Source organism: Deltaproteobacteria bacterium (assembly GCA_016875225.1).
Lineage (GTDB): Bacteria > Myxococcota_A > UBA9160 > SZUA-336 > SZUA-336 > VGRW01.
The window spans coordinates 1-16,563 of record VGRW01000075.1; the positions used below are offsets into that span (position 1 = coordinate 1).

At 71.7% G+C, this 16,563-nt stretch carries 14 protein-coding genes and 1 tRNA gene; 5 read left to right on the top strand and 10 right to left on the bottom strand.

What is annotated here, in order from left to right:
* Positions 1-132: 132 nt before the first annotated feature.
* Positions 133-1,113 carry a GNAT family N-acetyltransferase gene (locus FJ108_14810; GenBank protein MBM4337152.1) on the top strand — a complete coding sequence of 327 codons (981 nt, stop codon included), beginning with the start codon at positions 133-135 and terminating at the stop codon, positions 1,111-1,113.
* On the opposite strand, the gene FJ108_14815 is transcribed toward FJ108_14810, so the two are convergent.
* The 3 genes from FJ108_14815 to FJ108_14825 are packed head-to-tail and all read right to left on the bottom strand — an operon-like array spanning position 1,079 to position 3,396.
* A complete protein-coding gene (locus FJ108_14815) occupies positions 1,079-1,528 on the bottom strand; it encodes a hypothetical protein (GenBank protein ID MBM4337153.1) in 450 nt (149 codons plus the stop codon). The genes FJ108_14810 and FJ108_14815 overlap by 35 nt on opposite strands.
* Before the next feature lie 43 nt (positions 1,529-1,571).
* Complete coding sequence (locus tag FJ108_14820) at positions 1,572-2,756, bottom strand: hypothetical protein (GenBank protein ID MBM4337154.1); 1,185 nt, start codon at positions 2,754-2,756, stop codon at positions 1,572-1,574.
* Positions 2,746-3,396 carry a glutathione S-transferase family protein gene (locus FJ108_14825; protein ID MBM4337155.1) on the bottom strand — a complete coding sequence of 217 codons (651 nt, stop codon included), beginning with the start codon at positions 3,394-3,396 and terminating at the stop codon, positions 2,746-2,748. Before FJ108_14825 ends, FJ108_14820 begins: the two co-directional genes overlap by 11 nt.
* 158 nt (positions 3,397-3,554) lie before the next feature.
* On the opposite strand from FJ108_14825, the gene FJ108_14830 reads away from it, so the two are divergent.
* Positions 3,555-8,117 carry a tetratricopeptide repeat protein gene (locus tag FJ108_14830; protein ID MBM4337156.1) on the top strand — a complete coding sequence of 1,521 codons (4,563 nt, stop codon included), beginning with the start codon at positions 3,555-3,557 and terminating at the stop codon, positions 8,115-8,117.
* Here the strand turns inward: FJ108_14830 and FJ108_14835 are convergent.
* The 3 genes from FJ108_14835 to FJ108_14845 form a co-directional block, all read right to left on the bottom strand.
* Positions 8,114-8,797, bottom strand: coding sequence for a DUF4388 domain-containing protein (locus tag FJ108_14835; GenBank protein ID MBM4337157.1), 684 nt, complete (start codon positions 8,795-8,797; stop codon positions 8,114-8,116). The genes FJ108_14830 and FJ108_14835 overlap by 4 nt on opposite strands.
* A gap of 32 nt (positions 8,798-8,829) precedes the next feature.
* Positions 8,830-10,743 carry a VacJ family lipoprotein gene (locus FJ108_14840; GenBank protein ID MBM4337158.1) on the bottom strand — a complete coding sequence of 638 codons (1,914 nt, stop codon included), beginning with the start codon at positions 10,741-10,743 and terminating at the stop codon, positions 8,830-8,832.
* A 25-nt stretch (positions 10,744-10,768) separates the two neighbouring features.
* Positions 10,769-10,845: transfer RNA gene (locus FJ108_14845), tRNA-Arg, on the bottom strand.
* 148 nt (positions 10,846-10,993) lie between these two features.
* On the opposite strand from FJ108_14845, the gene FJ108_14850 reads away from it, so the two are divergent.
* Both FJ108_14850 and FJ108_14855 read left to right on the top strand, forming a co-directional pair.
* Positions 10,994-11,734 (top strand): hypothetical protein, encoded by a 741-nt coding sequence (locus tag FJ108_14850; GenBank protein ID MBM4337159.1) that lies wholly within the window; start codon positions 10,994-10,996, stop codon positions 11,732-11,734.
* Positions 11,722-12,180: a hypothetical protein gene (locus FJ108_14855; GenBank protein ID MBM4337160.1), complete on the top strand. Its 459-nt coding sequence runs from the start codon at positions 11,722-11,724 to the stop codon at positions 12,178-12,180. The genes FJ108_14850 and FJ108_14855 overlap by 13 nt, the downstream gene beginning before the upstream one ends.
* On the opposite strand, the gene FJ108_14860 is transcribed toward FJ108_14855, so the two are convergent.
* The 4 genes from FJ108_14860 to FJ108_14875 form a co-directional block, all read right to left on the bottom strand.
* Positions 12,177-13,826: an NAD+ synthase gene (locus FJ108_14860; GenBank protein MBM4337161.1), complete on the bottom strand. Its 1,650-nt coding sequence runs from the start codon at positions 13,824-13,826 to the stop codon at positions 12,177-12,179. The genes FJ108_14855 and FJ108_14860 overlap by 4 nt on opposite strands.
* Before the next feature lie 276 nt (positions 13,827-14,102).
* Entirely contained in the window at positions 14,103-14,537 is a 435-nt protein-coding gene (locus FJ108_14865; protein MBM4337162.1) for a CBS domain-containing protein, read from the bottom strand.
* A gap of 53 nt (positions 14,538-14,590) precedes the next feature.
* Positions 14,591-15,712 carry a transporter substrate-binding domain-containing protein gene (locus FJ108_14870; GenBank protein MBM4337163.1) on the bottom strand — a complete coding sequence of 374 codons (1,122 nt, stop codon included), beginning with the start codon at positions 15,710-15,712 and terminating at the stop codon, positions 14,591-14,593.
* Positions 15,713-16,252, bottom strand: coding sequence for an NUDIX hydrolase (locus tag FJ108_14875; protein MBM4337164.1), 540 nt, complete (start codon positions 16,250-16,252; stop codon positions 15,713-15,715).
* A 157-nt stretch (positions 16,253-16,409) separates the two neighbouring features.
* Here FJ108_14875 and FJ108_14880 point away from each other — a divergent pair.
* A partial coding sequence (locus FJ108_14880) for an IS3 family transposase (GenBank protein ID MBM4337165.1) occupies positions 16,410-16,563 on the top strand: 154 nt, incomplete at its 3' end.

Sequence of the window (16,563 nt, forward strand, 5' to 3'; positions counted from 1 at the left end):
CGTCGGCGTGTCGTGGGCGGAGGAGTGCGCCGGATGGGGGTCGACGAAGCGGTCGGCTGTGCCGGGCACCGCTGAGGAGACCCCCATCCGGCGCGCCCCGGCACTCACTCTCGGGTCAGGCTCCTAGGCGCCGTGCACTGGCTCGACCGCGCCGGCTTCGAGCTCGCAAGCGACGCGTACGACCACGCGGTGACCGCGGACCCCGAGATCGACCGGTTCTGCTCGCGAAGCGCCTGGGTGCTCTCGTTCCACGAGGCCTTCCATCCCCGGGCCGAGCTCTTCGCGGCGCGCGAGGGCGGCGACTTCGTCGCGCTCGCCTCGATCGACGAGCCCGGGATCGGCGCGGTGCTGCAGCCGCTCGAAGCGATGTGGGGCTTCGCCTCTGCGCTGGTCGGGGCCGGCAGCTCCGAGCTCTTGCGAAGCGCGCTGGAGCTGCGCGCGCGGCGCAGCGCGGCGACGCCTCTGCTCCTCACGGGCCTGCCCTCGTCGCGCTCACGGCTCGCGCCGCTGATCCGCGCTCTCGAGCCGCGCTTCGCGCTCCGACCGGTCGCGCCCACCGTGCGCTACCAGGCCTCGCTAGAGGGCGGCGTCGACGGCTGGCTCTCGCGCCGCAGCGCGCGCTTCCGGCGCAACCTTCGCGTGGCGACGCGGCGGACCCGCGAGGCGGGAATCCGCTTCGAGCTCGCGAGCCCCGCGGATCCCGACGCGACCGGCGCCCTGTACGAGCGCGCGCTCGGGGTCGAACGGCACAGCTGGAAGGCGCGCAGCGGAAACGGCGTGGCGAGCGGCCCGATGCGCGAGTTCTACGCGCGAATGCTGCCGCGGCTCGCGTCGCGGCGCGCTCTGCGCGTGCTGCTCGCGACACGCGACGGTGTCGACGTCGGATACCTGTACGGTGGCGTCTTCGAGCGCGGCTTTCGCGGCCTGCAGTTCAGCTTCCACGACGAGCTTAGCGGCCTCGGGCTCGGAAACGCGCTGCAGGCCGAGATCCTGGAACGCCTCTGCGCGGAGGGGATCGCGAGCTACGACCTGGGCTCGCAGTCCGAGTACAAGCGCCACTGGGCCGAGGCCGGCCTGGTCACGGTCGGGCTGCTGGGAATTCCGCGCTCTTGATCGCGCCGCTTCGGGTCGCGAGCCAGCGCGCGGCGGCCGCGCGCGTGGCGTGGTACACGAACTCGATCGATCCGCGCTCGCCGTAGGCGGAGTTCACTCGCCGCGCGGAGAGCTGCGCGACCACCTTCACCGGCATCACGACGCCCATGTGGCGAACCCCGAGCTCGGCGAGCAGCGGGTAGAAGCTCTCCACGATCCAGCGCTGGTCTTCGAGATCGATCACCGAGAAGTCCGCGAGGTCGGCGAGCCAGCAGGCCGAGCGCCGCTCCCGCGCCGCGTACACGCAGGCGTGAGCGGGGTGCCGCAGCCGGTCGCCTCGCGCGAAGCCGTGCCACTCGGCGATGTGATGACCCGCGTCGGCGTCCCAGAACAAAATCAGGGCGTCGTCTTCGTAGACCAGTCGCAGGTGATCCATTTCCACCCCGTCGTCGCGGCGCAACCCGGACTTGAGAAAAAGCTCAGCCGCGCGGCAGCCCGAGCACGCGCTCGGAGAGGATATTGCGCTGGATCTCGCTCGACCCGCCGTAGATCGTGTACGCGCGCGACCAGAGCTCGCGCCATTGCCAGATTCCGCCGTCGAGCCCGCGTGGACCGTCGAGCCAGAGCTGCCCGTACGCCCCCTGCACGTCGGTCGCGAGCCGCGTCAGGCGCTGCTCGAACTCCGACTGCTGCAGCTTGAAGCGGCTGGACTCCGGACCGAGCGGTCGCCCGTCCTTCAGGGCCGCGAGCGCCGCGAGCACGCCCTGCCGCAGCGCCTCGTACTCGATGCGAAGCGCCGACCAGCGCTGCCGGAAGCGCGTGTCGTCGCTGGTCCGCATGGCTCCCCGGCGCGCCGAGCGCGCGCGAAGCGCGATCTCGTCCAGCAGGTCGCCGTAGTGGAGCACCGCGATGTCCGCGCCGCGCTCGTGCCGGAGCACGTGGTTCGCCCCCTGCCAGCCCTGCGTCGGCGCGCCGACCATGTTCTCGGCAGGCACGCGGACGTCGTTCAGGAACACCTCGCAGAAGTCGCGGTCGGTGGTCGCGTTCACGATCGGGCGCACGAGGACGCCCGGCGTCGACAGGTCGATCAGCAGAAAGCCGATGCCCGACTGCTTCTTGACCGTCGGGTCGGTGCGCACCAGGCAGAAGATCCAGTCGCCGTGCATGCCGCTGGTGGTCCAGATCTTCTGGCCGTTCACGACGTACTCGTCGCCGCGAAGCTCGGCGCGCGTCGCAAGCCCCGCGAGATCCGAGCCCGCGCCGGGCTCGCTGTAGCCCTGCACCCAGATCTCCTCCGCCGAGAGGATCTTCTCCAGGTGGCGAAGCTTCTGCTTCTCGGTGCCGAACTCGAGCAGCGCCGGAGCGCAGAGCGTGAGGCCGAGCACGTTCGCCAGCGGCGGCGCCTTCGCGCGCTGGAACTCCTCGGCGCGGATCAGCTCGTGCGCGAGCGAGAGCCCCCTGCCTCCGTACTCCCGCGGCCAGAGCAGGCCCATGTAGCCGGCGCGGTGGAGCACGCCCTGCCACTCGCGCAGATCGGCGAAGCGGCTCTCCGGCACCTCGAACAGAGTCATCCAGCGTTCGGCCCGCCACCACGCGGGGATGTTCGCCTCGAGCCAGGCGCGAAGCTCCAGCCGGTAGCTCTCGAGCTCCGCGTCAGCGCGCACCGGCCTTCATCCTCTCCGCCATGGCGGCGTTCATCTCGTCCAGAACCCGGGCGACCGCTGGGTGCCGGGACGTCGTCTCGGCCACGGTCGCAAGCCTCGGCCGCCCGTCGAGCGGCGGCTTGCCACCGACCAGCGGCATCACGCGCGCGAGAAAGAAGAACACCGGGCCGAGCGCGCAATCGGCGAGCGTGAGCTCCGGCCCCGCTGCGTAGGGACCGGCCACGACCAGGTTCTCGAGCTGATCGAGCCGCAGCCCGATCTCGGCGAGCTTCTCGCAGACGAGCTTCGCGTCGCGCGTGGCCGGATTCATCTGTCCGAACAGCGCGCCGAGCGGGGGCGCGAGGTACAGGTCCGCGAAGCGCGAGAGCGCACGCATTCGCGCGCGGGCGATCGGATCGGCGGGGCGGAGCGACGGGGTCGGGAAGCGGTCCTCGAGATACTCGACGATGACTTCGGACTCGATCACGACCTGGCCGTCGACCTCGAGCGCGGGAACCGTGCCGAGTGGATTGAGCTTTCCGAACTCGGCGGAGCCCGTCCCACCCGGCGCCGGCACGATCTCGACCGGAAGGTTCTTCGCGTAGATCGCGATTCGCACGCGCGAGGAATACGGCGAGAGGCTGGCGTTGTAGAGCTTCACGAGGATCCTCCGAATCAGCGGCCGCGACTCCCGCCGCGCCGTGGCGATCCTACACGAGAGCTGGCGCGGAAGGCGCGCGACGCCACGTCTGGCGCACGCGACCCCGAGCGGAGCGCGGAGCCTAAATCCACTGCCGGTCTCGTCCGATTTTCCTGGGGATGCGCATCGAAGCTTCTCCCGCGCGAGCCGTGGCGCTCGCGATCGCGTGTGCCGCGTTCACGCTCGCCTCGAGCGCGCTCGCGCAGTCGGGAGCGCCCGCCCGGCAGGTCGCCGTCGCGGAGGCCACGCTCCCCGCCGATCTGGCCTTCGCGCGCGAGCCGCTCGCGGAGCACGTCCGGATCCGCCTGCGCGAGGGCGCGGTCGACGGGGCGCCGGGCGCGCGCGTCGGCGAGCCCGCGCGAGGTGAAGGCTCCGAGACCTGCGCGCGGGTCTCGAGCTCCGCCAGCGACGGCGCCGCGCGCGTGGTGCTCGCGGATCTGCGCAGGACCGAGCGGGGAATCGACGTCGCGCTCCGGGTCTACGAGCCGAGCGGCTGCAAGCTCGCGAGCGCGGCGAGGATCAGCGGGTCGGGGCCGGAGCTGGGACCGGCGCTCGACGAAGCGGTCGCGCGAATCCTGCCCGCGCTCGGCGGCTCGGCCGCGCTGCTCGCTCCCTCGATGCTCGGCCTCGCAGACCTCGAGGCCGAGAGCCGCGCGCTGGACCAGATCCGCGCGCGCGAGCTCGCGCGCGCATATCGCATTCTCGACGGGGATTCGTCGACGCTCGCGACGGCGCTGCGGGGTCGGATCGACGCGCTCGCCGCGGAGCGAGACACGCCGCCCGCCGAGCGGGTCCGGCTGGCGATCGCTCGCGGCAGTCTCGCTTCGGGTGACGTGACCGCGCGCCAGATCATGATGGCGGCCGCGCGCTCGTTCGACGGCGAGCCGGCCGACGCGCGCGTGCTTCTCGCGGCGGGGGAGCTGCAGCTCTCGCGCGGCGAGGCGGGCGAAGCCCGCCGCTACCTGCAGCTCGCCGCGGAGCTCGCGCCCGCGAATCCCGACGTGCACCTGGGACACGGCCGCGCGCTCGCGCTGCTCCAGGACTCGGCCGCGAAGATCAGCTTCGAGCGCGCAGCCGCGCTGGAGCCCGGCTCGAGCACCGCGGTCGAGGCGCTCGCGGAGCTCGAGACTGCCTCTCCTGCGAAGCAGGCGGCCGTGCTGCTCCGCGCGGGCGAAATCGCGTCGCGCGCCTTCGACGAGCGGCGGGCCCGCGCCGATTTCGCGCGTGCGCTCGAGATCGATCCGACCGTCGCGCCGGCCGCGAAGGAAGGCATCGCTTTGCTCTACGCGCGGCTGGCCGATCCCGAGCGCGCGCGGGCCAGCTGGCGCGAGGCCATCGACGCCGGCGGTGTGACGCCCGCGCGGGTCCTCGGAGTGGCGCAGGCGAGCCGCTTGCTCGGCGACACGAAGTCCGCGGAGCAGGCCTTCTTGCAGGCCGCCGAGCTCGATCCCGGCTCGGCGGGCGCGGCGCTCGGCCTGGGCCAGCTCTACACCGACGCGGGTCGCTTCGACGAGGCCCGCCCCTGGCTCACGCGAGCCGTCTCGCTCGAGCCCGCCAATCCGGACGCCAAGCGCGAGCTCGCGATCGCGCTCGGGCGGAGCGGCGACGCGAAGGCTGCGCTCGAGCTGCTGCAGGCCGCCGAGCTCGCGGGTGGCGCGGCGCCGGAGCTGCACGGCGCGCGCGCCATGATCCTCGCTGCGAGCGGAGACGTCTCGGGCGCGCGCGCGAGCCTTCGCACCGCGGTCGAGCTCGACCCGGTCGACCCGGCGCTTCGGCTCGACCTCGCCACGGCGCACGAGCGCGGCGGAGATCTCGAGGCGGCGGCGCTCGAGCGAGAGACGGCCGCGCTGCTCACGCCCGCCGGAGCTCAGATCGCTCAGAGCGAGGCCGCTCCCACCGACGCGCCGACGCGCAGCGCGGCGAGCGAGGCCGGTCCCGTCGACGAGACGCTCGACGCGCTGCTGCGGAGCTTCGCCGCGGTCCAGGCCGAGACCGGCCGCGTCGCGCTGATCGGCGTGCGCGAGCCGATCGACTTCGTCCGCGCACCGCTCGATTGCCTGCGCGCGCCGCTCGTCTGCCTCACGCCGCGCGTTCCGGACCGCGCGCGCCTCGACGACGCGCTGGCGCGTGTGATCGGCACACGGTACGCGCTGGTGCCGCCACGCGAGCTCGAGCGCGCCTTCGAGAACTCCGCCAACGACGCCCTGATCGGCGCGCTGCTCCGCTTCGAGAGCAAGTCCTCCCTCGACGCCGAGGCCGTCGAGCAGGCGAACGTGATGCTGGGAAGCGACGCGGTCTTTCTGGCCCGGGTCGAGCGCGCGCCCGCAGCCGGCCGGGACGGAGCGGCGACCTGCGCAGGCGGCACGCCCTGGCGGCTCGAGCTGCGACAGCTCGCGGGCCGATCGCCGCGAACCACGCGAATCCTCGGAAACGCGCTCTGCCTCGACGCGCGCGGCGAGTACTCGCGCTGGAACCCGATCACGCTGTCGCTGCTCGGTGTCGTCGCGCTCGCCCTGCTCTTCCAGCTGCTGCGCGGCTGGGGCAGCGTCGCGGTGCTGGTCGAGCTGCCGCCGCAGACGCGCGCTCTGTTCAGCATCTCGCTGTCGCGTCGGCCGCGGAAGCCGAAGGCGGCGAAGAGCCAGAAGAACCGCGAGAAGGCGAAGTCGCTGATCGAGGACGGCCTCCGGCGCCTGAATCGCTACGAGCGCCCGCTGCGCCAGGGAAGCGCCACCGTCTTCACCTGGATTCCCGCGCGCTGGCGCCCGTTCTACGTCACGGTGCGCGGGCCGCTCCAGAACACCGTGACCGGCGAGCTGATCGGCGATTTCCTCGAGGAGCACACCGTGCGCGTGCGCCGCGGCCGCTCGGTCACCGCGAAGTTCGATCTGCGCCCGAAGGAGGCGGTGGTCGAGATCGTGGTGAGCCGCGGCGAGAACTCCGAGGGACCGATCGCGCTCGCGCTTCGCGGTGTTCCGACGTCGCTGCGCTACGCGAACGACGGCGGGGTCTTCCTGTACCTGCAGCCCGGCCCGCACGTGCTTCTCGTCGCGATCGGCGACCGGCTGCTGGAGCGGCTCTTCGAGGTGCGCACGTTCGACCCGATGCGGCTCACCATCGACCTCGCGCGCGAGCGCGACTGGCTGATCAGCGGCTCGCAGCCGGCGGTCCAGGCCTACCTCGAGGGCGACGCCGCGCGCGCCGTCGTCGAGCTCGAGCGCGTCGGCGAGACCAAGGCCGCGAGCAAGATCCGCGCGAAGCTGCTCCGCGCGCAGAGCGAGCCCGCTGCGGCGGTGGTCGAGCCCCCGACTCCCGCTGCTGCAGCGGCGCTCTTCGAGCAGGCGGGCGAGTTCGCCGACGCGGCCGAGGCCCATCGCGCCGCGGGCGATCTGGCCGCGGCCGCGCGCGCCTACGAGCGCTCCGGGGATCTCGCCAGCGCGATCGAGTGCGCGAGCCAGACCAGCGACGCCGAGTACCTGCTCGCGCTCTACGAGAAGAACGGCGACTCGTTCGAGGCCGGCGAGCTCGCGCGCAGAGAAGGTCAGGCGGAACGCGCCTTGCGCTCCTTCGCGCAGGTGGATCGGATCGATCCGAACTACCGCAAGTCGTGTCAGCGGCTCGTCGAGCTGCACGCCGGACGCAACGAGCTCCGGCCGGCGCTCGAGAAGCTCGAGGAGCTCGTCGGGCTCGAGGGCGGAGACGAGGCGCCGCTTCCGCTGCGCTCGACGCAGGCGCGCCTGCTCGAGGCGCTCGGGCGCGGAGAAGACGCGCTTCGCGTCTGGGAGTCGATCGCGGCGCGCGATCCGCGCTTCCACGGCGCATCCGAGCGCGTCGCTGCGCTGCGCGGAATGCACCGCTCGACGCCAGCGGCCGCGGCCCGCGCACCCGCGGCGGCGGCCGAGGAAGTCGAGAGCCGCTACGAGCTGATCGAGGAGCTGGGTCGAGGCGCGATGGGCGTGGTCTACAAGGCGCGCGACAAGCGGCTCGGGCGGATCGTCGCGCTGAAGCGCCTGACCGACAGCCTGCGCGGACATCCGACCGCGATCGCCTACTTCGAGCGCGAGGCGCGTTCGGCCGCGGCGCTGACCCACCCGAACATCGTCGTGGTCTACGACGCCGGCCAGGAGAACGGCCAGTACTTCATCACCATGGAGCACCTGGAGGGCACGACGCTCGAGCAGATCGTGAGCAAACGCGGGCCGACCAGCGCAGCGGTGGTCGCGTCGCTCGGCCTGCAGATCTGCGCGGGCCTGCACTACGCGCACGCGAACAAGATCATCCACCGCGACATCAAGCCCGCGAATCTCTTCTACACCCGCGAGCGCGTGGTGAAGATCATGGATTTCGGCCTGGCGAAGATGATCGAGGAGGTGCGCAAGGGCGCGACCATGATCGGCGGCACGCCGTACTACATGGCGCCCGAGCAGGCGCTGGGCCAGAACGTCGACCACCGCGCCGACCTGTACGCGCTCGGCGTGACGTTCTTCAACCTGCTGACGAACAGCCATCCGTTCGAGTCCGGCGACGTCACGTTCCACCACAGCCACACCGCCGCGCCCGACGTGCGCGAGCGCGTGCCCGGGATTCCCGCGGAGATGGCGGCGCTCGTCGCCAAGCTCATGGCCAAGCGCCCCGAGGATCGCTTCCAGAGCGCGGCCGAGGTCGCGCAGGCGCTGCGAGGCTAGCGGCCGCCCTCGTCGAGCCGGCGGCTGGCCTCGAGCAGGAGCTCGGTCATCGAGATCTGCAGCGTCCGCTCGGGAAGCGCCGCGCGCGCGTCGTAGCGGAAGCGCCCGGTCGTCGCGCCGACCAGGACCAGCGCGGCGTCGATGCCCCGGGACTTCTCGGTCTCCACGTGCAGCGGCTGACCGTCGCCGAGCCAGATCCGCACCGGGCCGGAATCGGTCTCGAGCTCGAGAAGCCCGGTCTTGTGGCCCATTTCGAGCATCTGCAGCACGACGAAGGTCGGCATCTCGGCGAGATCGCCCGCGAAGGCCTCGCCGGCGCGCTTCTCGGTGAAGAGCGCCGTCTCGGAACCGGCCGGGTCGGAGAGGAATCCGTCGAGCGAGCTCTGCACCAGGCAGAACGTGATCGCGGCCGAGCCGACGCCGATCCGGTCGCCGGGCTCCAGCCGGCGCGGCCCGCCGATCAGCTCGCCGTTCACGAACGTGCCGTTCCTGCTCAGCAGGTCCCGGACGACGAAGAGCCCATCATCCGCGTACACCTCGGCGTGTCGGCGCGACGCGTCGTCGGTGCAGACCGCGAAGTCGCAGTCGCGGCCGCGCCCGATCGAGACCCGGCCGTTGCGCGGGACCTCCACGGGCGCGAGCGGGGGGCAGAAGAGCAAGGCGGTGCGATCGGCGCTCATGGCCTTCGACTCGGCCGCGCGCGGAGTCGGCTTTAGTCGAGCCCGTCCATGAAGGCCGTCTGCACCTCCGGCATGAACAGGTTCCCGAGGTGCCCGCCGCCGGGGAAGACGGTGATGCGGCCGGCGAAGACGCTCGACAGCCAGTCGAGATCGCCCGGCTTCAGGATGAAGTCGTCCTGGTTGGTGAAGACGGCGATCCGCGGGTCGTCGCGCAGGCCCGCCTCCTGGCTGTAGAGGTTGGCCGAGGCGAAGAGCTCCTCCTCGGAGCGCGCGCCACCGTCCTTCGCGGCGAAGTACGGGATCGCGAGCTCCTTCATGTAGCGCTCGAGCGTGTTGCTCTCGATCTCGACCGCGAACGGGCCGTGGAAGATCCCGGGCGCCGGCTCGCGGCTCGCGAGCTCCGCGCCGCCGCGCTGCCGGCTCGCCGCGATGGTCTGGATCGTGGTCGCGCGCGAGGACAGGCCGATCAGGAAGTTCGATCCCTGGCGCGTGAACGGCAGCTTCTGGTACTTGCGCAGCTTCGCGGTGTCCTCGTCGCTGCCCTGCGCGATCACGAACGCCTTCTTCACGGTCTCGAGCGTATGGTCGAGCCGCTGCTCGGCCGGCCATTCCAGCGGCGCGTCGAAGTAGCCGTCGAAGAGGCCCGCCGCGTAGCGAAGATCGACCGCGGGATTGATCGCCACGATCCGCTCGAAGTGCAGCGCGTTCGGACCGGTCGCGCCGCGCTCGAGCTGCGAGACGAACAGCGCCGCGATCCCGCCCAGCGAGTAGCCCATCAGGGAAGCGGACGTGACCCGGCCGGGGCTGCGCCGTTCGATGTCGGCGCGGATCTCCCCGAGCGCGCGGTACAGGTCCTCCGCGTCGCTCGGCGTGTAGCCCGGATAGGTCGCGGAGAGCCCGGACAGGATGAACTCGGGGTTGAAGGGATTGCTGACGATGGCCGCCGAGTAGCCGCGTTTCCAAGCGGATTCCGCGAGCTTGACCGCGTTGGTCGCCGAGCGGTGCGAGCCGATTCCCGGAATGATGAAGACCAGCGGCGCGGGCTTCTCCTGCAGCCAGAGCGAGTACGGAAGGTCCTCGCCGGTCGCGGCGGCCTCGACCTCGTAGCCGTCCTGCTCGCGCGGGAAGTCCGGATCGTCGAGCTTGGTGAGCATGATGCCGAGCGACGGATTCGGATTCGCCTCGGCCCAGGCGAGCTCGGGGATCTGGTAGTCGCTGACCTGGATCTCGCGATTGATCGCCCAGAGTGTGCGCACCGGCAGATACAGGTCGGTGCCGCTCTGGGTCAGCATGTCGTAGGTGCGCACGCGCGAGCTGAAGGCGTTGAAGGTGAACACGAGCCCGGCGCCCGGAATGTAGGTCGCGGGCGAGAGGGCCGTGTCGAAGATCCGGCCGAGCCCGTCGCGGCCGCTGCTCGGGCCCATGATCGGCAGGAACAGGTAGAAGCCGGGCTCGAAGCCCCATTTTCCGAACGCCTGCCCGACGTCCTCGCGGTAGGTCGGGATGCCCAGCGGCTTCGCGACGTCGAAGAGCCCGGCGATTCCGACCGTCGAGTTCACCAGGAAGTGCCCCGTCTCGATCCCCGCTCTCACGGGCCTTCCCTGCAGCAGCAGGCTCACGAAGCGATCCGGCCAGGCGATGTTGTACGCGAAGCGGTCGATGCTGTTTCGCACCGGCTGCGGAAACACCGTGCGCCAGCCGATCGCGATCGGCCGGACGAACCAGTCGACGACGGCTCGGGTGAAGCCGAAGCTGCCGCGGTTGAAGCCCTCGATCGGGTCGTTCACGTACTGGATCGCCTCGTACGTTTCGCCGCTGGTCGTCTGGCGGTGCTCGTCGACGCCGATCATCGAGGTGTTGTGCAGCCGCGGCGGCGCGTCGTTCGATGCGCAGCCGAGCAGGATCGCGAGTGCGAGAGCTGCTCCGAGGCGTGCGGTGGTCTTCATGGCTCTCCGGCAGCAGAGGATCCGTTGGCGCGCCCGGCTGGACTCGAACCAGCGACCTGCGGATTAGAAGTCCGCTGCTCTATCCAGCTGAGCTACGGGCGCGCGGAGCGGGAGGATAGCCCAACTCTCGCCGGCCACCGGACACGGGCTCTCCGGAAAGCAGTCGTCGGCTCGCCAGTCCGCGAAGCGCGCGTAGGCGCGGATCTCGCCATCGGCGAGGATCGCGTCGGCGAGCGCGCGGAGCCCGGGCGTGACGACGAGCGCGGCCCGATCGCGCACGACGATCTCGGGCGCGCCCGAGAGCTTCGCGCTCGCGGCGATCGCGTCTGCGATCTCGCGGTACGCCGAGGCGAAGCGCGAGGCGTCCGCCTGCGAGTCCCAGCGCGTGAGCCAGACCAGCTCCCAGCTCTCGACGCAGTCGATCTGCAGGAAGCGGTCGCCGCTCCAGCCGCGGATCAGCGAGGCGACGTCGGCGCTCGAGCCGTACGTGTCGAAGAGCACCTGCAGCGTCAGCGCGCCGGCGACGTTGTCGTCGCCGAGCGCGCAGCCGCGCGGCGCCAGCCACTCGCCGAGCAGCGCCTGCGGCAGCCGCACGAACTCGACCGGATCATCGTCTTCGGGTGCCAGCACGCGCGCGGTCGAGAGCGGCGGATCGCGAAGCGCGGCATCGAGCCCCGCGACTCCGTCCCTCGCGAAGCGCGCGGCCGCGAGCGGCGTTCCCCGGGCGTACGGGAAAATCAGCGACTCGCGCAACAGGCGAGGTGCTGCGGCGAGCGGTCCGCCCGCGCGCGTGCGCTCGGCGAGCATGCTCTCGCGCACGATCGCCGCGGTCGCCTCGTCGCGGCCGCCCGCTCCGTGGACCGCCTCGCGAACGCCGAGCATCGCGAACGTCGCATCCCCCTCGACGGCCGCGGCGAGCGCGCCGACCACGTCGTCCTGGCGGCGTAGCCGGATCAGCAGCTCGAGCGTCTCCGAAAAGTGTTGCTGCTGAAGCGCGTGCACCAGCTCGTGGACGACGATCTGGGACTGGCCGATGTCGTCGCCCTTCGTCGAGCCCGCGAGCGAGTCGAGCACGAAGAGCGTGCGCCGGTGCGGGCTGTACATCCCCGCGATCGCCTGCGACTGCAGCGCGATCATCGTCTCGACCAGGTCGATGTCCGGTGGGAAGACGCCGAGCGCGGCGTAGGCGTCGCGGTAGCGCCGCGCGGATTCGGGCGTGTAGGTGCCGTCGAGCTCGGCGCGGATCACCTCGGGGAAGGCAGACGCGCGAACCCACTCGAGCCGCACGCCGGACTCGAACTCGAGCCCGCGAAGCTCGCTGGCCTGCGCCTTCCAGGCCGCGAGGCGCGGGTCCTCGCTGCGGACGAAGAGCCCCGCACAGGCCGCGGAGAGCGCAAGTACGAGCGCGAGCGCACCGGCACGGCGCATCCGACCTAGACGCCCCAGCCGCTGCGATGCACGATCGGGACGCGACGGCCGCTGCCGTAGGCCTTCTGCGAGACGCGCAGCACGACCGGCGCCTGGCGGCGCTTGTACTCGTTGCGGTCGATCTGGCGCAGGATCCACGCCACGGTCTCGCGCGTCGCGCCGTGCGGCGGCTCGATCTCGTCGCCGGGCAGGCCGAGCTCGATCGCCTGGTGGAGCACCTCGTCCAGGACCGGGTACGGCGGCAGCGCGTCCTCGTCCTTCTGGCCCGGCGCGAGCTCGGCCGACGGGGGCTTCGAGATCGAGCCGCCCGGGATTCGCGGCGCGTCGCGGTTGGCGTGCCGCGCCAGCGCGTAGACGTCGCGCTTCAGCACGTCGCCGATCACCGCGAGCCCGCCGACCAGGTCGCCGTACAGCGTGGTGTAGCCCACGGAGAGCTCGCTCTTGTTCCCGGTCGCCAGCACGATCCGGTTCTCGAAGTTCGAGACCGCCATGAGCAGCGCCCCGCGGATCCGCGCCTGCACGTTCTCCTGCGTGAGCCCGTAGCTCTCGCGCGCGCCGAACAGATTGCGGAACTGCTCCAGGTAGTCCTTGTAGAGCGTGTCGATGCGAACGGTGCGCGTCTCGACACCGAGCGCGCGCGCGAGCGCCTCGGCGTCGGTGATGCTGTGCTCGGACGAGAACGGCCCGGGCATCAGCACGCCGAGCACGTTCTCGGGCCCGAGCGCGCGCGCGGCCAGGTGTGCGGTCACCGCGGAGTCGATCCCGCCCGAGAGCCCGATCACCGCCCGCCGCAGGCCCAGCTTTCCCAGGTAGTCGCGGATGCCGAGCACGAGCGCCCGCTCGAGCTGCTCCACGTCGGGCTCGAGCGCCGCGACCTCGGGCGCGCCGACCGCGAACGGATCGACGACCGCGAAGTCCTCCTCGAAGCGCGCGAGCCGCGTCGTGACGCGCGCGTCGGCGTCGACGCAGAAGCTCGTGCCGTCGAAGACCAGCTCGTCGTTTCCGCCGACCAGGTTCACGAACACGAACGGCACGCGGTGCCTTCGCGCCGCGTCGCGGACCATCGCCTCGCGCAGCGCCATCTTGCGCTGCTCCCAGGGCGAGGCCGAGATCGCCAGGATCAGCTCGGCTCCCTGCGCGACGAGCTCCTCGACCGGGTCGATCGGATACGGGCGCCGCGGCCCCCAGAACGCGCCGCTCCACAGGTCTTCGCAGATCGCGATGCCGATCGTGCGCTCGCGGAACCGGAACACGCGCCGCTCCGCGGCGGGCTGGAAGTAGCGCGACTCGTCGAAGATGTCGTAGGTCGGCAGCAGCGTCTTCGCCTGCACGTGCGCGATCTCGCCGCGATCGAGGAGCACCGCGGAGTTCGAGATGCGCTTGGGCCCGCCCTCGGGCGCGGGCAGGATCGCGCCGGTCAGGATCGCGATCTCGCGCGACTCGGAGACGAGCTCCTCGAGCGCGCGCGTGTGGTCGCGCAGGAAGCTCGGCCGCTCCAGCAGGTCGCCCGGTGGATAGCCCGAGATGCCGAGCTCCGGCAGCACCAGCAGATCGGCTCGCTGCTCGCGCGCGCGGACGAGCGAGTCGCGGATCCTTCGCAGGTTGCCGGCGAAGTCGCCGATCGTGAGGTTGATCTGTGCGAGGGCGACACGCATTGGAGTGGGCACGATAGCGGAAGTCGTAGCGGTCACCTCGGTGGCCTCTGCGGCCGGGCCGGGCGGCTCCTCGGGGGTCCCCTCGGGGAGGACCCCTCGACCCTCCTCGTCGCCGCCCGGCCCGGCCGCAGAGGCGGAGCGCGCGGTTTCGGAGTTGGAGAATCAGGAGAGCAGAGTCGCGGCTTCGCCGCGCCGGGCCCCGCGGCAAGCGAAGCGCGCAGCGAGGCGAAGCCGAGCGGAGTGCGGGTGGCGCGGCTTCGCCGCGCCGGGCCCCGCTTAGTAACTTCCGTCGATGTAGCGGCGCAGGGACTCGACGTCGGCGGAGCGCTCTTCGAGCTCGCCGAAGAGCAGGTCGCGGATCGAGAGCATGTCGACGAGCGCGCCGTGCTGGACCACCGGCAGGTGGCGGCAGCCGATGCCGACCATCTTGCGCACGGCCAGCGCGCGCTCGTCGCTCGGTGACGCGGTCAGCGGCCCGGGAGTCATGACCTCGCCGATCTGCGTCTTGTCGGGCGAGCGGTTCAGCCAGACGACCCGGCGGATCACGTCGCGCTCGCTGAAGATGCCGACGAGGTGGCCGTCCTCGACGACCGGGACCGCGCCGACCTTGCGCGTGGCCATGATCGCGACCGCGTCGGCGACCATCTGGTGCGGGCTCACGATGTGCATCACCGGTGAGCGCCTTTCCAAGAGCTGAGCGATCAGGCCCATGGGCAGCCTCCTCTTCTGGCTCGCCTGAATTCTCCACGAGTTCGCCCGAAACTTCAACGAATTCTTGCGAGTACGCCTGCGAGCTCGGAGACCTCCGCGGGCTCGAGCCACTCGCGCAGAGGCTCGAGCGTCGCGCCGTCGAGCGCGCCCGGCGCGATCGGACGCGCAAGCGAGAGCGACTCGAGCTGGCGGCTGGCGAGCTCCGCGAGCGCAGGCCTGATCTGCGTGGCCAGGTCGAGCCCGCCCGGCGCGAGGACGACCCGGCTCTGCACTCGCTTTGCGAGGTCGATCTCGAGCGCGAAGAGCTCGCGCACCGGGCCGGCCTCGAGCCCGAGCGCCCGCGCGCGCGAAGCGACGTCCGCCAGCACACGGGCCTCCTGCTCCGGGTCCGCGATCGGCCGGCCGTTCTCCCGCTTCCAGGCGCCGACGGCGGGCATGTACGCGAGCCGTCGCGCGATCAGGTCGATCAGGCGATCGGCCTCGGCCAGCGGACGCGCGACGCCGAACCAGCGCTCGCGAAGCTTCGCGAGCTCGGGCTCGCGCGCGCGGCTGAACGCGTCGAGCGCGGGGCCGAGCTCGGCCTCGTGCGCGGGCGCGACCCACCAGACCTTGCGGTCGCGCGCCGGCTCGCAGTGCCTCGCGTCGCTCGCGCGCGCGAAGGCCGCGAGCTCGAAGCTGTCGGTCACGATCGCCTCGACCGCCCCGCTCGCCAGCCGCTCGGGAAGCGATAGGTTCGCGTCGACCGTCTCGATGCGCGCGCCGGGAAAATGCGCGCGCGCGAAGCGCTCGAGCACGCCGCCGCGATTCACCGCGACGCTCTTCGGTGTCGAAGCGCCGATCCAGCACGGCCCGCCGATCGCGACGACCAGGCTCATGCGCCCGGTCACGTCGCGCTCCGGGCGCCAGGTCACGCCGCTCATCGCGACGTCGAAGTCTCCGCGTCGCACCCGCGCCTCGAGCTCCGGCCAGCGGAACGGCACCAGCTCGAGCTCCCGGCCGAGAGAGGCGGCCAGCAACCGCGCCGTGTCGACGTCGAAGCCCTGCCCGTCCTTCGAGAACGGCGCGTAGTCGCCGCTCGTGCCGACGCGAAGCGGCGCTCGCGCGGCGTCCGCGCGAGCCAACACCGCTCCGGCGCAGAGCAGCAGGGCCGCGCAGGCCAGGCGCCGCGCGCGCATCTACTCGCCCGAGGTGTGCAGCTCGAACCAGTAGAGCGCCGCGATCACGAGCGCCGAGCTGATCCGGCCCGAGCGCGCCTGATCGCGAAGCTCGCCGCGCGGAATCAGCTCGACCACGGTCTCCTCGGTGTGGCCGTTGCGGATCTCGGCCACGCGCCGCACGCTGCGCGCGACGTAGGTCTCGGTGCGGTTGCCGAACAGGGCCGGATTCGGATTCACGGCGCCCAGCCGGACGACCTCTCCTGCCAGATAGCCGGTCTCCTCCAGCAGCTCGCGCGCGGCCGCCTCGGCGAAGCTCTCGCCCGGATCGACGATCCCGCCCGGGATCTCGAGCGTCACGTCGCGCTCGCCGTGCCGGTACTGCCGCACCATCACGATCTCGTCCTCGTCGGTGAGCGCGAGGATGTTCACCCAGTCGGCGGCATCGATCCGATAGAATGGGTGCGGCTCGCCGGTGTGCGGCGAGCGAGCGAGCGTCCGGCTCACCGTGAAGACACGGCAGTCCTGGAGCAACAGGCTCTCGAGCTCCGCCCAGGGCATCGGCTTGGACACACCGCGAGCATAGCGAGGAGAGCGCGCATGGACAGACGAGCTCTGGGTCGAACGGGGATCCGCGTGCCGTCGCTCTGCCTGGGGACGATGACGTTTGAATCGCCCCGGCTTTCCCGGAGGCTCCATTCCTTGAGAGGATGGAGCGATGGGAAGGAAGAGCAAGTTCTCACCTGAGGTCCGGGAGCGATCGGTTCGGCTGGTCTTCGAGCACAAGAGCAAGTACGGCTCGGAGTGGGAGGCGATCGGCTCGATCGCGGCGAAGATCGGTTGCACGGCGGAGACGCTGCGCAAATGGGTTC

Coding starts and splice junctions, on each gene's coding strand:
- FJ108_14815 (MBM4337153.1), bottom strand. CDS start 1,528: ATGGATCACCTGCGACTGGTCTACGAAGACGACGCCCTGATTTTGTTC.
- FJ108_14830 (MBM4337156.1), top strand. CDS start 3,555: ATGCGCATCGAAGCTTCTCCCGCGCGAGCCGTGGCGCTCGCGATCGCG.
- FJ108_14835 (MBM4337157.1), bottom strand. CDS start 8,797: ATGAGCGCCGATCGCACCGCCTTGCTCTTCTGCCCCCCGCTCGCGCCC.
- FJ108_14840 (MBM4337158.1), bottom strand. CDS start 10,743: ATGAAGACCACCGCACGCCTCGGAGCAGCTCTCGCACTCGCGATCCTG.
- FJ108_14860 (MBM4337161.1), bottom strand. CDS start 13,826: ATGCGTGTCGCCCTCGCACAGATCAACCTCACGATCGGCGACTTCGCC.
- FJ108_14865 (MBM4337162.1), bottom strand. CDS start 14,537: ATGGGCCTGATCGCTCAGCTCTTGGAAAGGCGCTCACCGGTGATGCAC.
- FJ108_14870 (MBM4337163.1), bottom strand. CDS start 15,712: ATGCGCGCGCGGCGCCTGGCCTGCGCGGCCCTGCTGCTCTGCGCCGGA.
- FJ108_14875 (MBM4337164.1), bottom strand. CDS start 16,252: ATGCCCTGGGCGGAGCTCGAGAGCCTGTTGCTCCAGGACTGCCGTGTC.